The organism is Candidatus Flexifilum breve, from assembly GCF_016713355.1.
The window spans coordinates 835,155-850,137 of sequence record NZ_JADJPI010000037.1; the positions used below are offsets into that span (position 1 = coordinate 835,155).

The 14,983-nt window shown below is 56.7% G+C and carries 11 protein-coding genes; 7 read left to right on the forward strand and 4 right to left on the reverse strand.

What is annotated here, in order from left to right; translation table 11 throughout:
• The first annotated feature begins 73 nt into the window (after nt 1–73).
• From IPK17_RS34600 to IPK17_RS34610, 3 genes are read left to right on the forward strand one after another with little or no spacing between them, the layout of a single operon-like run.
• A complete protein-coding gene (locus IPK17_RS34600; RefSeq protein ID WP_343422280.1) occupies nt 74–961 on the forward strand; it encodes a carbohydrate ABC transporter permease in 888 nt (295 codons plus the stop codon).
• A gap of 11 nt (nt 962–972) precedes the next feature.
• The gene (locus tag IPK17_RS34605) at nt 973–1,860 is read left to right on the forward strand and encodes a carbohydrate ABC transporter permease (RefSeq protein WP_343422281.1); all 888 of its coding nucleotides are present in this window, start codon (nt 973–975) and stop codon (nt 1,858–1,860) included.
• Nucleotides 1,861–1,862: 2 nt separating this feature from the next.
• Complete coding sequence (locus IPK17_RS34610; protein ID WP_343422282.1) at nt 1,863–3,851, forward strand: DUF5107 domain-containing protein; 1,989 nt, start codon at nt 1,863–1,865, stop codon at nt 3,849–3,851.
• Nucleotides 3,852–4,095: 244 nt separating this feature from the next.
• Here the strand turns inward: IPK17_RS34610 and IPK17_RS34615 are convergent, their stop codons facing one another.
• From IPK17_RS34615 to IPK17_RS34625, 3 genes are all read right to left on the reverse strand, one after another.
• Nucleotides 4,096–5,514: a phytoene desaturase family protein gene (locus IPK17_RS34615; protein WP_343422283.1), complete on the reverse strand. Its 1,419-nt coding sequence runs from the start codon at nt 5,512–5,514 to the stop codon at nt 4,096–4,098.
• A gap of 381 nt (nt 5,515–5,895) precedes the next feature.
• Complete coding sequence (locus IPK17_RS34620) at nt 5,896–8,061, reverse strand: ADP-ribosylglycohydrolase family protein (protein ID WP_343422284.1); 2,166 nt, start codon at nt 8,059–8,061, stop codon at nt 5,896–5,898.
• A 668-nt stretch (nt 8,062–8,729) separates the two neighbouring features.
• Nucleotides 8,730–8,963, reverse strand: a complete 234-nt coding sequence (locus IPK17_RS34625) for a hypothetical protein (RefSeq protein ID WP_343422285.1) — start codon at nt 8,961–8,963, stop codon at nt 8,730–8,732.
• Nucleotides 8,964–9,201: 238 nt separating this feature from the next.
• Between IPK17_RS34625 and IPK17_RS34630 the strand changes: the two genes are divergently transcribed.
• Together IPK17_RS34630 and IPK17_RS34635 are read left to right on the forward strand one after the other, a co-directional pair.
• Nucleotides 9,202–9,561, forward strand: coding sequence for an NAD(P)-binding domain-containing protein (locus IPK17_RS34630; protein WP_343422286.1), 360 nt, complete (start codon nt 9,202–9,204; stop codon nt 9,559–9,561).
• Nucleotides 9,562–10,080: 519 nt separating this feature from the next.
• Entirely contained in the window at nt 10,081–10,380 is a 300-nt protein-coding gene (locus IPK17_RS34635) for a hypothetical protein (RefSeq protein ID WP_343422287.1), read from the forward strand.
• Between the two features lie 165 nt (nt 10,381–10,545).
• Here IPK17_RS34635 and IPK17_RS34640 read toward each other — a convergent pair whose 3' ends face one another.
• Nucleotides 10,546–12,711 carry a glycoside hydrolase family 31 protein gene (locus IPK17_RS34640; RefSeq protein ID WP_343422288.1) on the reverse strand — a complete coding sequence of 722 codons (2,166 nt, stop codon included), beginning with the start codon at nt 12,709–12,711 and terminating at the stop codon, nt 10,546–10,548.
• On the opposite strand from IPK17_RS34640, the gene IPK17_RS34645 reads away from it, so the two are divergent.
• Both IPK17_RS34645 and IPK17_RS34650 read left to right on the forward strand, forming a co-directional pair.
• Entirely contained in the window at nt 12,698–13,804 is a 1,107-nt protein-coding gene (locus IPK17_RS34645) for a substrate-binding domain-containing protein (RefSeq protein ID WP_343422289.1), read from the forward strand. The genes IPK17_RS34640 and IPK17_RS34645 overlap by 14 nt on opposite strands.
• Nucleotides 13,805–13,922: 118 nt before the next feature.
• The gene (locus IPK17_RS34650) at nt 13,923–14,972 is read left to right on the forward strand and encodes a LacI family DNA-binding transcriptional regulator (protein WP_343422290.1); all 1,050 of its coding nucleotides are present in this window, start codon (nt 13,923–13,925) and stop codon (nt 14,970–14,972) included.
• Nucleotides 14,973–14,983: the final 11 nt, after the last annotated feature.

Here is a 14,983-nt window from a genome sequence, read left to right on the forward strand (position 1 = left end):
CGATGTGTTTGGTCGCCCCTACGACCGATTTGAATAACCGTTTGGCCTATTTAGACTCGAAGCGGCTGAATTTATGAAAATCTCGAATCGCTTCATTATTTTGTTACTGCTTCCGGCGTCGGTGATGTATCTGGTCTTCTTCCTGATCCCGACGTTTCAGGCACTCCTCTACAGCCTGTATGACTGGAGCGGCTTCGGCGCGGCCCCCCAGTTCATCGGACTGGCCAATTTTCAGGAACTGCTGAATGACCGCGTGTTCTGGCGCAGTATGGGGAACACGGTCGGCATTCTGATCGTCGGCGGGATCGTGATTTTTGGCCTCGCGTTCGTGATGACCATGATGCTCTCGTCGGGTATCCGCGGCAAGAAGTTCTTTCGTGGCGTCATCTTCCTGCCCAATATCATCGCGGTGATCGCCCTGACAACCCTGTGGGGTTACATGTACACCCCACGCACGGGCTTGTTCGCCGCGGTCTTCGACGCGGTCGGGCTGACGGATCTGGCGCGCTTCCCATGGTTGGGGCCGGATACGATTTTCATCGCCATGATGATCGCCATCGTGTGGATCGAGGTCGGCTTCTACGTCGTGCTGTTGTTGGCAGGCGTCGATAAGATTCCACCGGATTTCTATGAATCGGCCAAACTCGATGGCGCGAGCGATTTCCAACAGTTCCGCTTTATCACCGTGCCGCTCCTCTCCGATGTGATCTCGATTGGCATGGTTCTGTGGAGTATCCACGCGCTCAAAGTTTTTGAATTTCCATTTTCATTCACCGGACTCGAACCGAATCCCGGTTCGTACACCGTCGCGGTGTACCTGTATATTCTCGGTTTCGGGCAGCGCCAGCCGATCTATCGGTTGGGGTATGCGACGGCGGTCGGTGTGATGCTGCTGCTGGTCGTCATCCTCGTGGTGCTGGTCGTGCGCCGGGTGACTCGCCGCGAAACGTATCAATATTAGGAGGAAGTGCGATGACGGAGCGTTCGTTCAGCCTTGAGCCTGCGGCTGCCGCCAGCCGGACTGTCCGCAAGCCGTTGATCCAATGGCGGCAGATTCCCTCCTATTTATTCCTTGCGGCGTGGTCAATCTTCACGATCTGCGCGCTGTCATGGGTGGTGCTCGCCTCCGTAAAAACCAACCGGGAGGTTTTTCGCGAACCCTTCGCGATTCCCGCCGAGCCGCAGTTCGTGAATTATGATCGGGTGTGGTCAAACTCACAGGTGGGACTGGCCTTTGCCAACAGCCTGATCACGGTCGGAGCCTCCGTCATTCTGATTCTGGTCGTGTCTGCGCCCGCCGCATATATCCTCAGCCGCGCGGAGTTCAAAGGCCGCGGACTGCTGACGATGGTCTATATCGCCGGGATCGGGATACCTTACCCGCTGCTGTTCATTCCGCTCTTCGCTCTGCTGGCCGGTTTGAGAATGAACAACTCAATACCGGGCTTAGTGCTGATCTACGTCAGTTTGTCGATTCCCTTCACGGTCTACATCCTGACCGGGTTCTTCAGCACACTCCCGCAGGAATTGGAAGACGCGGCGGTGATCGACGGGGCGACGGACTTTCAAGTATTTTCCCGCGTGATGCTGCCGCTAGCCGCGCCGGGATTGCTCACCGCGACCATTTTTAACTTCATCGGCTTATGGAATGAATTCCAACTGGCGCTGATCTTCATTCAGGAGCCAGATTTGCGTCCGCTCTCTCTCAGCCTCTACACGCTCAAGAACTCGATGACGTATTCGGGCGACTGGGCGGGATTGTTCGCAGGCGTAGTGATTGTGGTCGTGCCGACCATCATCCTGTTCGTCATCCTTTCGGAACGTATGATCAGCGGCATGACGTTAGGATCGGTCAAATAACTGTGAGCGAACTTCGCCTCGAACACTGGACGATCCCCACTGCGCCGCTCGGAGCCGAAAATCCGCTCCCCAGTTTTGAGCGTCCGCATCATCAGCCGTTTTTGACGGGCGATTTGGAGCAGGATCGCGCCGCTGGCTACGTTCCCGATTATCTGCCCTACACCATGCAGGATGGTTACACACGCCAGCGGCAGCCAACGCCGCAGCGGGTCGCTGTGCTGGAGAATGAGCATCTGCGTGCCACGTTCCTGCTCGAGTGGGGCGCGCGGTTGTGGTCACTGGTGCATAAGCCGAGCGGCCGCGAACTCCTGTACGTCAACCCCATGCTCCAGCCCGCTAATCTGGCGATGCGCAATGCGTGGTTCAGCGGAGGCGTTGAATGGAACATGGGGGTGATCGCGCATACGCCGTTCACCTGTTCGCCGCTGTTTGCTGCTCGTCTCATTACGCCGGACGGAACGCCGGTCCTGCGTTTGTACGAATGGGAGCGTATCCGGCAGGCGGCCTACCAGATTGACGCGTATCTGCCCGATGGCTCGCCCGTTCTGTATGTTCGGGTGCGTCTGGTCAATCCGTTTGATCATCCGCTGCCTATCTACTGGTGGTCGAACATCGCCGTGCCCGAAGCGGAAGATGTGCGGGTGCTCGTCCCAGCGGACAGTGCCTATCGCTATGCGTTGTCTGTCGCCGATATGCAGACTGTGCCGATTCCGCTGGTCGACAACGAAGATGTGACCTATACCACCCGGTTTAAGCGCGCCGCCGATTACTTTTTCCACATTCCTCAAGGCCAGCGTCCGTGGATCACGGCACTCGATGGCCGGGGCACGGGGCTGCTGCAGGTCTCGACGGCCCGCTTATACGGACGCAAACTATTCCTCTGGGGCACAGGTCAGGGCGGGAAACGCTGGCAGGAATGGCTGAACGGTCCTGACCACAATTACCTGGAGATACAGGCCGGGCTTGCGCCGACGCAGCTCGAGTACGCCATCATGCCACCCCGCGCTGAGTGGTCATGGCTCGAAGGCTATGGTCTCATCAACGCCGATGAGCGTCAGGTGCATAGCGCGGATTGGGGACAAGCGCGGCAGGAAGTCGAACGTCAATTGGAACAAATTGCCCCCCACACTGCTTTTGAAGCGGAGTACGCCCGCGGCGAAGTGTGGAAAGACCAACCGCCAACCGAAATCTTCCAGCGCGGCTCCGAATGGGGCGCTTTGGAACTAGAGCGGAGACAAGCAGCGGGTGAACCGCCCTTCGCCAGCGCAGCGCTCGATTTCGGAGCAGCCATGAGCTCGCGTACCTTGCCGTGGCTGACACTGCTCAAGACCGGGCAGTTTCCTGCCACTGACGAGCTCACGGCGGGGCTGTTGGTTCAGGCTGAATGGCGTGAACTGCTCGAAGCCGCTGTTGCCCGATCCTCTGACGCTGGCTGGGAGGCATGGCTGCACCTCGGAATCATGCGCCTGCACATCGGCGACCGCGCGGGCGCGCGGTCCGCGTGGGAGGCTTCGCTCGCGCAGCGGCGTACCCTGTGGACGTTACGTAATCTCGCCGTGCTGGCGCGGCAAGATCAGCAGTGGGATCAAGCCTCTGAATACTATCTCGAAGCGCAGCGGTTGCGCCCAGATTTGCTGCCGCTGCTTGTCGAGACTGCGCGCACTCTGATCGATGCGGGTCGCGCTGAATCGTTTTTGGCTCTGCTTGATAACCTTCCGGAAGCCATGCAGAAACATGGACGCATCCAACTGCTCGAAATCGAAGCGGCACTTGTGACTGGCGACATAGAACGCGCTGGTCAACGCTTCACGGACGGATTTGAGATTGTGGACTACCGTGAAGGTGATGAAATCCTGACCGAACTCTGGGATCGCTATCATCTTCAGCGGATCAGCCGGGACGAACACGCAGCGATAGATGATGCGCTCATGCAGCGTGTGCACCGGGAACATCCGTTACCTAACGCCTACGATTTCCGCATGAAAACCTAATAGGCGGAGAAACTTGTATGGCTTGGCTGAGGAGTGATACGGCATCGCCTCCGAAATACTTCGCAGTCGGATCTGTGGAGGGATCAGAAGGGGGAGCTGCACTAAGTAGTCAAGGATGAATTGCGGATCAGGCTGGCGTGAACGGCTAACCCCGTTGCTCGGTCGGACGAGGAGTGGCGCAAACGCGCGAATGACGGTATGACGTAGACATACGCCAATACGACAGGGAGAGGGCATTCTCCAATTACCTGCTTTGACGCAATGCGCTTTTGGCAGCGTACCATCCGCAGAGCCCATGAACTCCACCACCTGGGGGTGTTGAGGAGGAGCACAGATAGAGGCCTGGGAGCGGAGTGGAGTATGGATCGAGGCGCACGGTCGGGCGAGTGAACAACTGCCGTAAATCTTGTACGCCGCCGTTGATATCTCCACCCACGTAATTTGGATTATAGGCTTCCAGCGCCGCCGCGTGATAGGTGTGCCGTGCGACCACGCAGTCCCGGAATCCCGGCGCAAACCGTTCGATCTGCTTCTCAATCCGCTCGGTCATGTTCTCCGTTGAATTGTGGGGGACATGGCAATACGCCCAGCCGATATGCTGTCCGGGAGGGGCGCGTGTCGGATCAAACAGTGTGGGTTGTGTGACCAGCGTATATGGCACATCCGTCGCCCGCCCCGTGAAGGCGTCGCGCTCACTCCGCCGGATTTCGGCCAAACTCGCACCGAGGTGGACCGTCCCGGCGCGCTTACACTCGGATGCCCGCCACGGAATCGGTTCGCTCAAAGCATAATCAATTTTGAATACGCCGGGTCCGTAACGGTAATTTTCAAGTTGCCGACGATAGCCGGAGGGCAGTCGCTCTCCCATGATCCGCACGAACTGGCGGGGCGTTACATCGAACAGGCGGATTTTGGCCGGAGGGAGATCCTCAAGCGATTTCACTTCACTGTCTGTGACAATCGCTCCACCCAAGTCGCGGAGATATGCCGTCAATGCGTCTGCGATGCGCCCTGATCCGCCGCGGGCCAGCGGCCAGCCAACCCTGTGCGCCAGCATCCCAAGTATCAACCCAAAGGCGGCTGTGCCCGGTTGTTCCAGCGGCATGATCGCGTGTGCCGCCAGACCGGCGAACAGTCCGCGCACCGCTTCGGTGCGAAAGGCGAATTTGGCAAAGGCGGCAGCCGGGGCGAGCGCCAGCAGGCCAAAACCCGCCATGACCAGCGGATGCTGGGGCCGGTGCAGCGGTGCGAGAAATTCCTGAATGATGGCATCATGCTGCTGCACGAGCGCATCCATAAGTCGCTGATAGACCTGCGCGTCTCGCCCGAGGCGGGCGGCGGTCGCCGCAACCGACCGTTCGATGAGCACGGAACTGCCGTCAGCCAGTGGATGCGCGAGCTCCGCTGGCGGAAAGACCCACTCCAAACCGTATTTGTGGAGGGGCAGACTCCTAAAAAAGGGGGAAGATAAGGCGAGTGGATGAACGCTCGAACAGACATCATGCTGGAAGCCGGGCAGCGTCAGTTCTTGTGTCCGCATGCCACCGCCAATGGTGGTCTTGGCTTCCAGCACCAGAACTTTGCAACCCGCTTGTGCCAGTGTGATTGCCGCCGCCAGCCCGTTGGGACCGGAACCGACGACCACTGCATCGTATTCGGCCATTCACTCACTTCATTTCACTGGCCGCCTGAGCAGCTTACGGAAGGGCGTTGTTACGGTATAGATGAGTGTATACATCTGCGCATTATGGCGCACATTCCCAAGCTGCGACCACTGCAAGCGCGGATCAACACACACTTTACTCATCTCAACCGTTACATTCTCCTGAAAATAAGCGGCGAGCGCTTTAAGGACATGCCGCCAGATATCCTGTCTGGTGGAAAAATCCCGTCTGACACCGACAATGACCGCAACCAGACGGGAAGATCGCGGAATGCTTCTGTCCGATTGTGCGCTATCTCAGACTAGGGGTTCTTGCGGGGTAATCGATGACGACATGAAATCAGAGGGGCGCACCCTGCCGCACCCCTCCAATGCCCTGGATCACGACAATGGGCGGACCTCGACATGTTCACAGCCGATGCGCCCAACTTCGGAGATGAGCGCGATGCCGCCGCCGCTGTAAGCCGCGTCCGGGTCGGCGGCGGTGAGTACCACCTGACCATTGATCGATGCGGTGAGGCGGTTGCCCTGCACTTTGAGGTTCAACTCGTAGGTGTGCCCGAATTTCCAGCCGCCCGGGATTTCGGCAAGGACGCTATCTTGGCCTTCAAACGCGCGGACAAGGCGCGTCTTCTCCTGATCGAGCAGCAGCGCGTAGTAGCGCGTCATGCCCTGCGCGCGCACGCCGATGCCACCCGTCTGACACATATGCGGCGTCAAACGCGCCGTGACTTGATAATCCGTCCATTCGCGCGTGCCCTGCATAAGCAAGCCGCGTCCGCGGTTCTGGATGAGGCGGTATGATTCCGGCCAGTAGTCGAGGTCGACAAGGCGTTCGCGGCTGTCAAAGCCATCGATCCACGCTGCTTTCCACAGCATCGGGCCGGGAGTCCCTGTGGTGCGGTTGAGTTCACGTTCCGCTGGGCGATCCAGCACGACGTCGGGCGCGCCATCCCATGTCAGATAGTCGAGGAGGACTGTGCCCGCTTGACCGCCGTTCCCCGTTACCTGCACACCGATCTGCGCGATGGGGTAGCAGTGAGTGTCCGGCACCCGCCATGTCAGCACCGCTGATTGGCCGGGCGTCAATTCACGCGGATCACTCTGCAAGCTTGAAAGGTCATCCGTGCCGTTGAAGTGCTTGGCGTACAGGCTGACCGTGAGCGTGTCGCTGTTCGCGTCCGCCGCGACCACACGAGCGCGGACAGTCTGCCCCGAGTAGAGCGTCGGCGAGGCCAGTAGACGGTAGCCGCGCTTTTCAAAGGAGCGGGCGATTTCCCGCGAGGGGATGAAGGTCGGCGTCTCGATGCGCGCCACGCGTCCCGCCGCGAGTCCCTGACAGTGAATGGCCAACGACCGTGAGCCGCTTTCGCTGAAACCGGCGACGTTTTCCAGCGTCACGATGCCGCGCACCGCTGCCGAGTCTTCGCTGACAAAGCCCTGCACCGAACCGGGCAGGTCGAAGTGGAAGCGCGCGCCGCCTTTCGGCTGGAGCGGGGCTTGTCCCTGCAAGGCGCGGCCCATGTTCACGAGGTGGTAGGTTTCGGCGACCGCATCGCTGATCGAGCGTCCACCGTCGGCGGTCGGCAGGTACAGCCGATCCGCGACGGGCGAGCGCCAGTCGGGACCCTGGTCGATGGTCGCTAAGCCGTTCTTGATGCCGAGCAGACAGCCGACATTGCCTGAATTGCAATCGGTGTCCCAACCAGAGGTGTTGACGATCATCAGCGATTTCTGGAAGTCGTCGTCGCCGTAGAGCAGCGAGAACAGAATTAGCCCGTGATTCGGCACCATGTGGCAGTTGCCGCCGTACTTGTCGTAACCGTAGCGTTCGGCCAACTGCTGGCGCGCCGCGCGCCAGTCGGGTTCTTTGGCGTGCCATTCGCGGATATCGTTGATCATATAGGCGATGACCGAGTCTTTGGGGATGAGCGCGACCGCTGTATCGATCAGCTTGTTGAGGTCGCGCTCGACGAACGCCTGCGCTTCCATCGCCGCGATCACCTGCGCGCCGTAGATCGCCTCGCCATCGTGGCTGACGCTCCCGGCCTTGCGGGCGAAGTCCGCCGCCAGTTCAGGGTCGCCGGGGGCGACCAAGCCCCAGCCGTCGATGAAAATCTGCGCGCCGATTTGTTCCGCGACGACCTTGCCGTTAAGCGCAATCGAACCACTGCGCGGCGCTTCGATGCCCGCTTTCAGGCGCAGATAGGCGGTGTGTTCCGTGGAGTTGCCCATGCCGCCCCACCAGAAGATCGTCTGTTCCTCGATGATGTAGTTCAGCCACGTGTGCCCGATTTGCGCGGGGGTGATATCCCGCGTGATGCCATAATCCTCCAGCGCGCGGATGAAAGTGAACGTGCCACAAATATCGTCGTCGGTGACGATCAGCGGCATGTTGAGCTTATCGTGCACGTAATAGTTGATCTCGCCGAGGTTTTCCATGATGGCCTCGTACGACCAGCCCTCGAAGGGGCGACCGAGATACACCCCGATGATTTTTCCCAGTACGCCTGCGTAAACCCGTTCTAGATAGTCGGTTGGCAGCATGACCCTATCCCTGAGCTCCCCTGTGTCTGCCCTGCGCTGAAGCGGTGTTGCAGGAGCAAGAAAAGCACAATATGCGGAATGACCATAACGACTGACCCGACGCTGGTCAAGCCCCAGTCCCGGCTGAATGGCACCGGAATCTCAAACAGACTGGTGGCGACCCGGCTGTCTTTGCGGAACAGGCTCGACTCTCACTCCCAGTGGACTAGTTATAGGGGGCAGATCAGACCACATGTCATCGGACAATTCTTCAAACCATCGATAGACGGGATGTGGTTGGTAGGAGTGGGCTGAAATGGCGCTCACCCAGAGATCAGCATGAGCAAGTAATCCATCGCCCACAAGCTGACCATCAAAATCGTTGAAGCTGATGCACCGGATTAAGTCCAGATGTAGTTTTTGAACGCGGGTAAGTTCAGCCATAGCGTTGCCAATTTTCTGGTTGTAGCGAATTAACTTTGTTCGAGTGTAATCGCAAAGGTGCAAGCTGGTACGCGTATACAGCAAGAAAAAATTCAGGTGCGCCCCCATTTCGCCGCACAATGGTACGGCGAAACCCGACGCGATCAGCAGGTGACTTCGATCTGCTGACCGTCTCCCTCGATGCGCAAGCCTGGACCCGGCTGATCACAGGGGATGGGGTCAAGACTGATCAGTTTGCCTGGCGTTTAGTCGTTGATAGGTTGAAGCTGAATGGTAATTTCGTCCGGCAGTTCGTCTGCAAAAGCTTCGTATGGCGGCGCATAGCGCAAGGTTTGAGTAACATACCCTAGGCTTGAAATCTCAACCGTAAACGGCGTACAGGCGTAACTGTATACGCTCTCGGTCTCGAAGTAGCCAGTTTCGTCGGATAACGCCGTTACTTCAAACGGTGGGAGTTCGAATGAGCCTTGATTACGCACATTGATTGATGCCCCGCTAGTGGACGCTGAGAAGAGTCAAGTACATAGCCTTTGACCGTGAACGATACGCCCTCACAGTCCTGAGCGCACGCGATCATGGACAGCACAAGTGCGAAGACGGGAATAAGCGCATACAGTCGATGGCGCTGATTAGTCAAGAGACGCCTCCAATCGGTTACAGCGAAAGACGTACTCCAAGGGTAAGTATAGTCGATTTGACGGGGAGTGAGGTGACAGCGTGCTCATCGACATGAACAACCGCTTGTCACAGACTGGCCTTTCGTTAACGCAGGAACTCGCCGACATCACGGGGGCGCATATCGTAAAGGCATTCAACACGATCGGTGCCGAGCATTACTTGAACCCCCAGTTCGGTAACCAGACCGCATCGATGCTCATCGCCGGTGATAACACAGCCAAGCAGATTGCATCCGAACTGGCAACAGCTATCGAGTTTGAAGTCGTCGATGCTGGCGGCCTCGACGCGGCAGTCCTCTTGGAAAACCTAGCGCGATTGTGGGTGCACCTCGCCCGGAGTACACACGGACGGGAAATTGCCTTCAAACTTCTTGTGCGTTCGGGCGGCAACTTGGAATAGCAGAATTACGACCAAATTGGTCAAGTGCAGCTCAGAAGGCATAAACCCTATGCCGATGCCGTTGTGAAGTTCGCGAGTGTTGCTGGCGGCCTTCTGCAGGGTTAGTCATAGAGCCAAGAACTGTCACTTCTGGACACTAGAGGAAGACAGGATTCGAATCTCAGTTGAGAGAAAAAAAGCCGTCTGACACTCTCAGACAGCTTTGTTCCCGTGAGCGGGGTGACCACTGTCTTCCCCGCAGACTGGCTTGTACTTTTGGAATTCCTGCAGCGAAAAAGGGGATGTGTTCGACTTCGTGGAACGCCATCACTTGGGTTATGACAAACGCTGGAACAATCGTGCTGCGGCCATGTTTATGGAAGTGGTGCGTCATCTCGCCCAGCGGGCACGTGTCCTCATCGAGGAGGGGAGTGACTTTCGCAAAACGCACAGTTGGGCAGAGCGGCGATTGCTCCAGCGACTGCACGAGACGCTGCTGAACACACAGACTGCGCTTGACTATGTGACGAAGACCCGCGGTTGGCAGCGTTCTTCGAGGAGCAGTGTGGTGTCTCGAGGTTGCTGGAGGCGATTGTGACGACCGCTGAGATGGATGAGCATATTTGCGAAGGCAAAGCACTCAGTGATCGTGAAGAAGCTGTCTTGCAAGCGCTCGAACTCTTGACCCGCGGACGTAACCAATTGATGTGGATGAAAGCAAATGACTTGCGCGAACGGGTCGCTCGGTTGCTCGGTCAAACGGCGAATCGGATGCGCGATGGTCAATATAAGGAAGCGAAAAACCGTTCACACCCTATACACCCTTCACTTCTTAACTGAGGATTCGTGAACGGTGTGAACGGTTGTAGGGTCGGAAGATATTCAGCGCTCTACTAACTCTAGAGATATTTTGCCGTTCCTATCGGAATGACTTCAATACTACGATTGCACTACTGCCTCATTGCTCGCGTGGATAAAGTTTTCATCTACCACAGGTATTTCATCCTATATGATCTCGCTTTCAAATGGCGCAAACCAGTCTGGTGTGATTTTGAGCTGAGAGTCTTCTCGCACGAAAAATGGAATTACGTCAAGCGGCGCATTAACCTCGACCCACTGCCCACCGACATGGACATCTGTTGACCAAATATCGTGCCATTGTTCGCCCACCGGTAGATAGACGCGGCGTTTATGTTGTCTCATATGCAAAACTGGTGCCACCAGAATATCGCTTCCAAACAGGAATTGGTCCGTGATGTGGTAGGCATTTTCGTCGTGCGGATAGTCAAAAAACAATGGGCGCATTGGGGGTAGACCGCTTACGCTGGCAGCGTGCATTTGTTGTTCGACGTAGGGGCGCAGCCGCTCACGGAAATACAACAGCCCACTGATCACCTTATAGGCTTCTTCGCCAAACGACCATACTTCATTTGGGTCGCCACTAGCACTGAGATTAGCCTGACTGTAGTGCGGGTTGCGATTTCCATGTAAACGGAATAGGGGACAAAATACTCCGTACTGGAACCAGCGCACGATCAATTCGCGGAAATCCTCACTGTGAATATCACCATACAGGAAACCGCCAATATCGGTAGTCCACCAGGGAATACCGCTGAACATCATGTTCAATCCTGTGACCACCTGCAAACGTAAACTTTCCCAGGTGGACGGAATATCGCCTGACCAAACGGCTGTGCCGTAGCGTTGACTGCCCGCCCACGCCGAGCGACTTAAGCTGAGAATCTCGGTGCTGCCTTCACTCGTCAACCCGTCATAAAACGCTTTAGTGTGCACCAGAGGATAGAGATTGGCGATCTCCTCACCATTGCCCCGATGAAACTGGAGATTATCGTACTCACGCCGCGTCAATGAAGGTTCACAGGCGTCTAGCCAGAAGGTTTCGATACCAATATCAAGGTGCTGGCGCTTGATCGCCTGCCAGACGAAGCGTTGTGCTTCCGGATTCGTCGCATCATAGAGGTGGAGATCGATTCCCTGGTCGTCGTACGTGTCGACGAATCTGAAAAGGGCGCTACTGCCACGGACCGTGCGCACGAGATAGCCCGCGTTATTCATGGCTTCGAAGTTGGCGCTCTTGGGACTCACATTGGGCCACACCGAAACGACGACCTTTACGCCTTGCGCTTCCAGCTCATCGACCATCGCTTTGGGATCGGGCCAATGTTCACGATCCCAATCCCAGTCGCCAAAGTGGTTCCAGTGAAAAAAGTCGACCACGATGGCGTCGAGGGGCAACCCGCGCTGGCGATATTCACGGGCAACACTCAGCAGCTCTTCCTGACTTGAGTAGCGCAGTTTGCTCTGCCAGAAACCGGAAGCCCAGTGAGGAAGCTGCGGCGCGAAGCCCGTGAGTTCGGCGTAGCGAGTCATAATGTCGGCATAGCTGTCCCCGGTAAAGACAAAGTAATCGAGTTGGCGGGCACGTTTCGCGTACCAACGCGTTTGATTGACGGCCAGTTCGGCTCGGCCAATCGCCGGGTTGTTCCAGAGGAAACCATATCGGCGTGACGAAATAAGCAGCGGGATGGTGATTTCGCCGTTGCGTTGGTACAGGTCAAGGACCATGCCTTTTTGATCGAGGCGGCCGCTCTTGTGCTGACCCAGTCCATAGAAACGTTCATCGTCGTAGGCTTCGAAGGTCGCGTTGATTTCATAGACCTGATCGCCTATGGGGTAGAAAACGCGACTGGGGACGTACAATTCATCGTGATCGGTATCGAACCAGGTTTCTGAGAGAAAAGGTTCAGGTTCGTCCCGGCGATAGAAGCGGAGATGGCCTTGGGCACTGAGACAGGCGCGGATGTCACCATTGATAATCCAGACACCCTGGCCGTCCAACTTTGAGTCGGCGGCGCTCGGCTCAGACCTGACCAGCGCATCGCACATGGGCGCAAAAGTCGCATTCAGAGTTGCCCGGATGCGGAGAATACCACGCCCCCATGCCTCAATCTTGAGGGTCTGACCTTTGTGCTGCCAGGTGACGCCGCTGCTCTGCCGGGAAACGTCCACGAAGTTGCTCCGCAAGCTGAATAATGCCGCACGATCTTTGATGTGATACACGTGTATCACATCTGTGTGATAATCGTATATCAGGTTATGCTTGTTGTCAACGACAACGGCGACTTGAAGGATTGCGATGCCAAAGCCCAAACGGATGACTCAGCGCGAAATTGCGGACGCCTTGGGCGTTTCGATCATCACGGTTCAACGTGCGCTCAACAACAGCGGGTACGTCTCACCGGAGATGCGGGAACGGATTCTCGCGTATATGCAGCAGGTGAACTACAAACCTGATCGTGCGGCGCAGATTCTCGTCCGCAATGAGACGCGGACGATCAGTTTGTTCTCGGCGAATCGCCACGCCTTCTTCTGGGACAGCATAAGTGAGGGCATCACGCGCGCCGCCGAACGGATTTCGATGTTCGGCTATCAGGTCAGGTATCATCGACTTGAGTCGGCGCGCACGGAGGATTACCTACAGGCGCTGCAAGTCGAAATCGATGATGGTGCTCAGGCGGTGGGCGTCGTTAACCACGAGCGTTTTGACATGGAGCGTGTGTTTCAACTGCTAGATACCCGTGAGATTCCCTACGTGACCTTCAACATCGATGCCCCGCACTCGCGGCGCTTATGTTTCGTGGGAGCTGACTATCGCGCCGAAGGTCGCTTAGTTGCGGAGCTGTTCGGGAAGTTTCTTTCAGCCGGGCAAAAGGTTGCCGTGCTGGTTTACGATATGACAGGGCAGTCTTACCCTCATGCGACGCCGATTTCGGAACTGCGCCTGGGCGGATTCGCCACGCATTTGGCCGCTGAGTATCCGCAGTTTGAACACTTTGTGGTGGCAATTCCGTTTGCGGCAGCGTCGACGGAAATTACACGGCAAATCGATGACTTGCTGGAGCGCTATCAGGGCGAATTGTCAGCGATCTACTGTATACCACCGATCCACGCAGAATTGTGCGCGGTCATTGAGGCGAAAGGGCTGACCAACGCGATCAAGCTTATCGCTCCCGATCTGTCACCGGAAATTGGAACCTATTTGACCCGTAACCTCTTGACGCTAGAGATTAGTCAAAATCCCATGCTGCAGGGGTTCGCCACCGTTCTGGCTTTGGCTCGCTATCTGGAAACCGGGACTAAACCAGAGCCAGAACTGCAGTACATCGATCACAGCCTTGTCACCAAAGTAAATTTAGATAGTCATAATAAGTTAACGTGGTTGACCGGGTTAGGAATTGAGTAAATTTTGACTACTTGACAAACCGCAAACTTGTTTTGTATGCTGATTAAAGGATTAATCAAAAGTCCATTTTTGTTGAGAAGCCTGATTAAACAGTTAATCAAATTTCTGGGAAGACAGTATGTCGAAGAAGAAAGCACGGCTTAAGGATGTAGCCCAACTAGCTGGGGTTTCGACAACCACAGCGTCCGTTGTACTCAATGGGCGGATCGGGGATAACACGCGGGTGGGGCCGGAAACGCAAGAACGCGTCTGGAACGCTGTCAAAGCGTTAGGCTATGTGCCGAACCCGCTGGCACGGTCTTTGCAGCGTGGCCGCAATAACATTCTAGCCGTCTTCACGTACGAACTCCTGTTCCCGGCGGAACACAGCAACTTCTATTACCCGATCTTTCTCGGCATTGAGGAAGAAGCCGCGCGCCTAGGGGACAACGACTTACTCCTGATCACGAGTGCCGGTGATACCAAGGGACGCCGCAAAATCTTCCGGAACGGCACCAATCGCCTGATGGTGGCGGATGGTGCCATCCTGCTCGGGTTGAACGAAGACAAAGAGGATGTCAATCAACTGATCGAAGATGGCTACCCGTTCGTCTACATCGGACGCCGTCAGTTCAGTGCTGGAGATTCCTCGTATGTCGCGCCGGACTATATTTCGGGCATGGGCAACCTCGTGCAGTATCTCAAGCAGCAGGGACATACACATATCGGCTATGTGCATGGCGTTCAGCGTAATGAACCCGCCGAAGACCGCTTGACCGGCTATCTCCAGGCGCAGGCAGAATTCTCTGCGCCAGCACCTGTGCCGACTTTCCATTTTTCCACCCGTGATGCCCTGACAGATGTGGATCTGGAACAGATGCTGGAGACAGGTGTGACTGCGCTCATCGCTGAGGCTGAGCTTGGGAAGCAAATCTATGTCATCAGCCAGAAACTCAATCTCCACATTCCCGAAGACTTCTCGTTGGTGATCGCGGGCGAACCACTCGATATCAAAGATGCGATCCCTGGATGCACATCCCTGCGAATTCCGCTCCGCGAGTTAGGCGAACTGGCTGTGCGTGTCCTCCTCCAACTGCTTGAGGACCCCACGCTTGAACCGATCCACGAGCTGGTGGACTGCGGGGTTATTCCCGGCTCGACCGTGCGCAACCTCACGGAAAGTGACTAGGCATATGGACG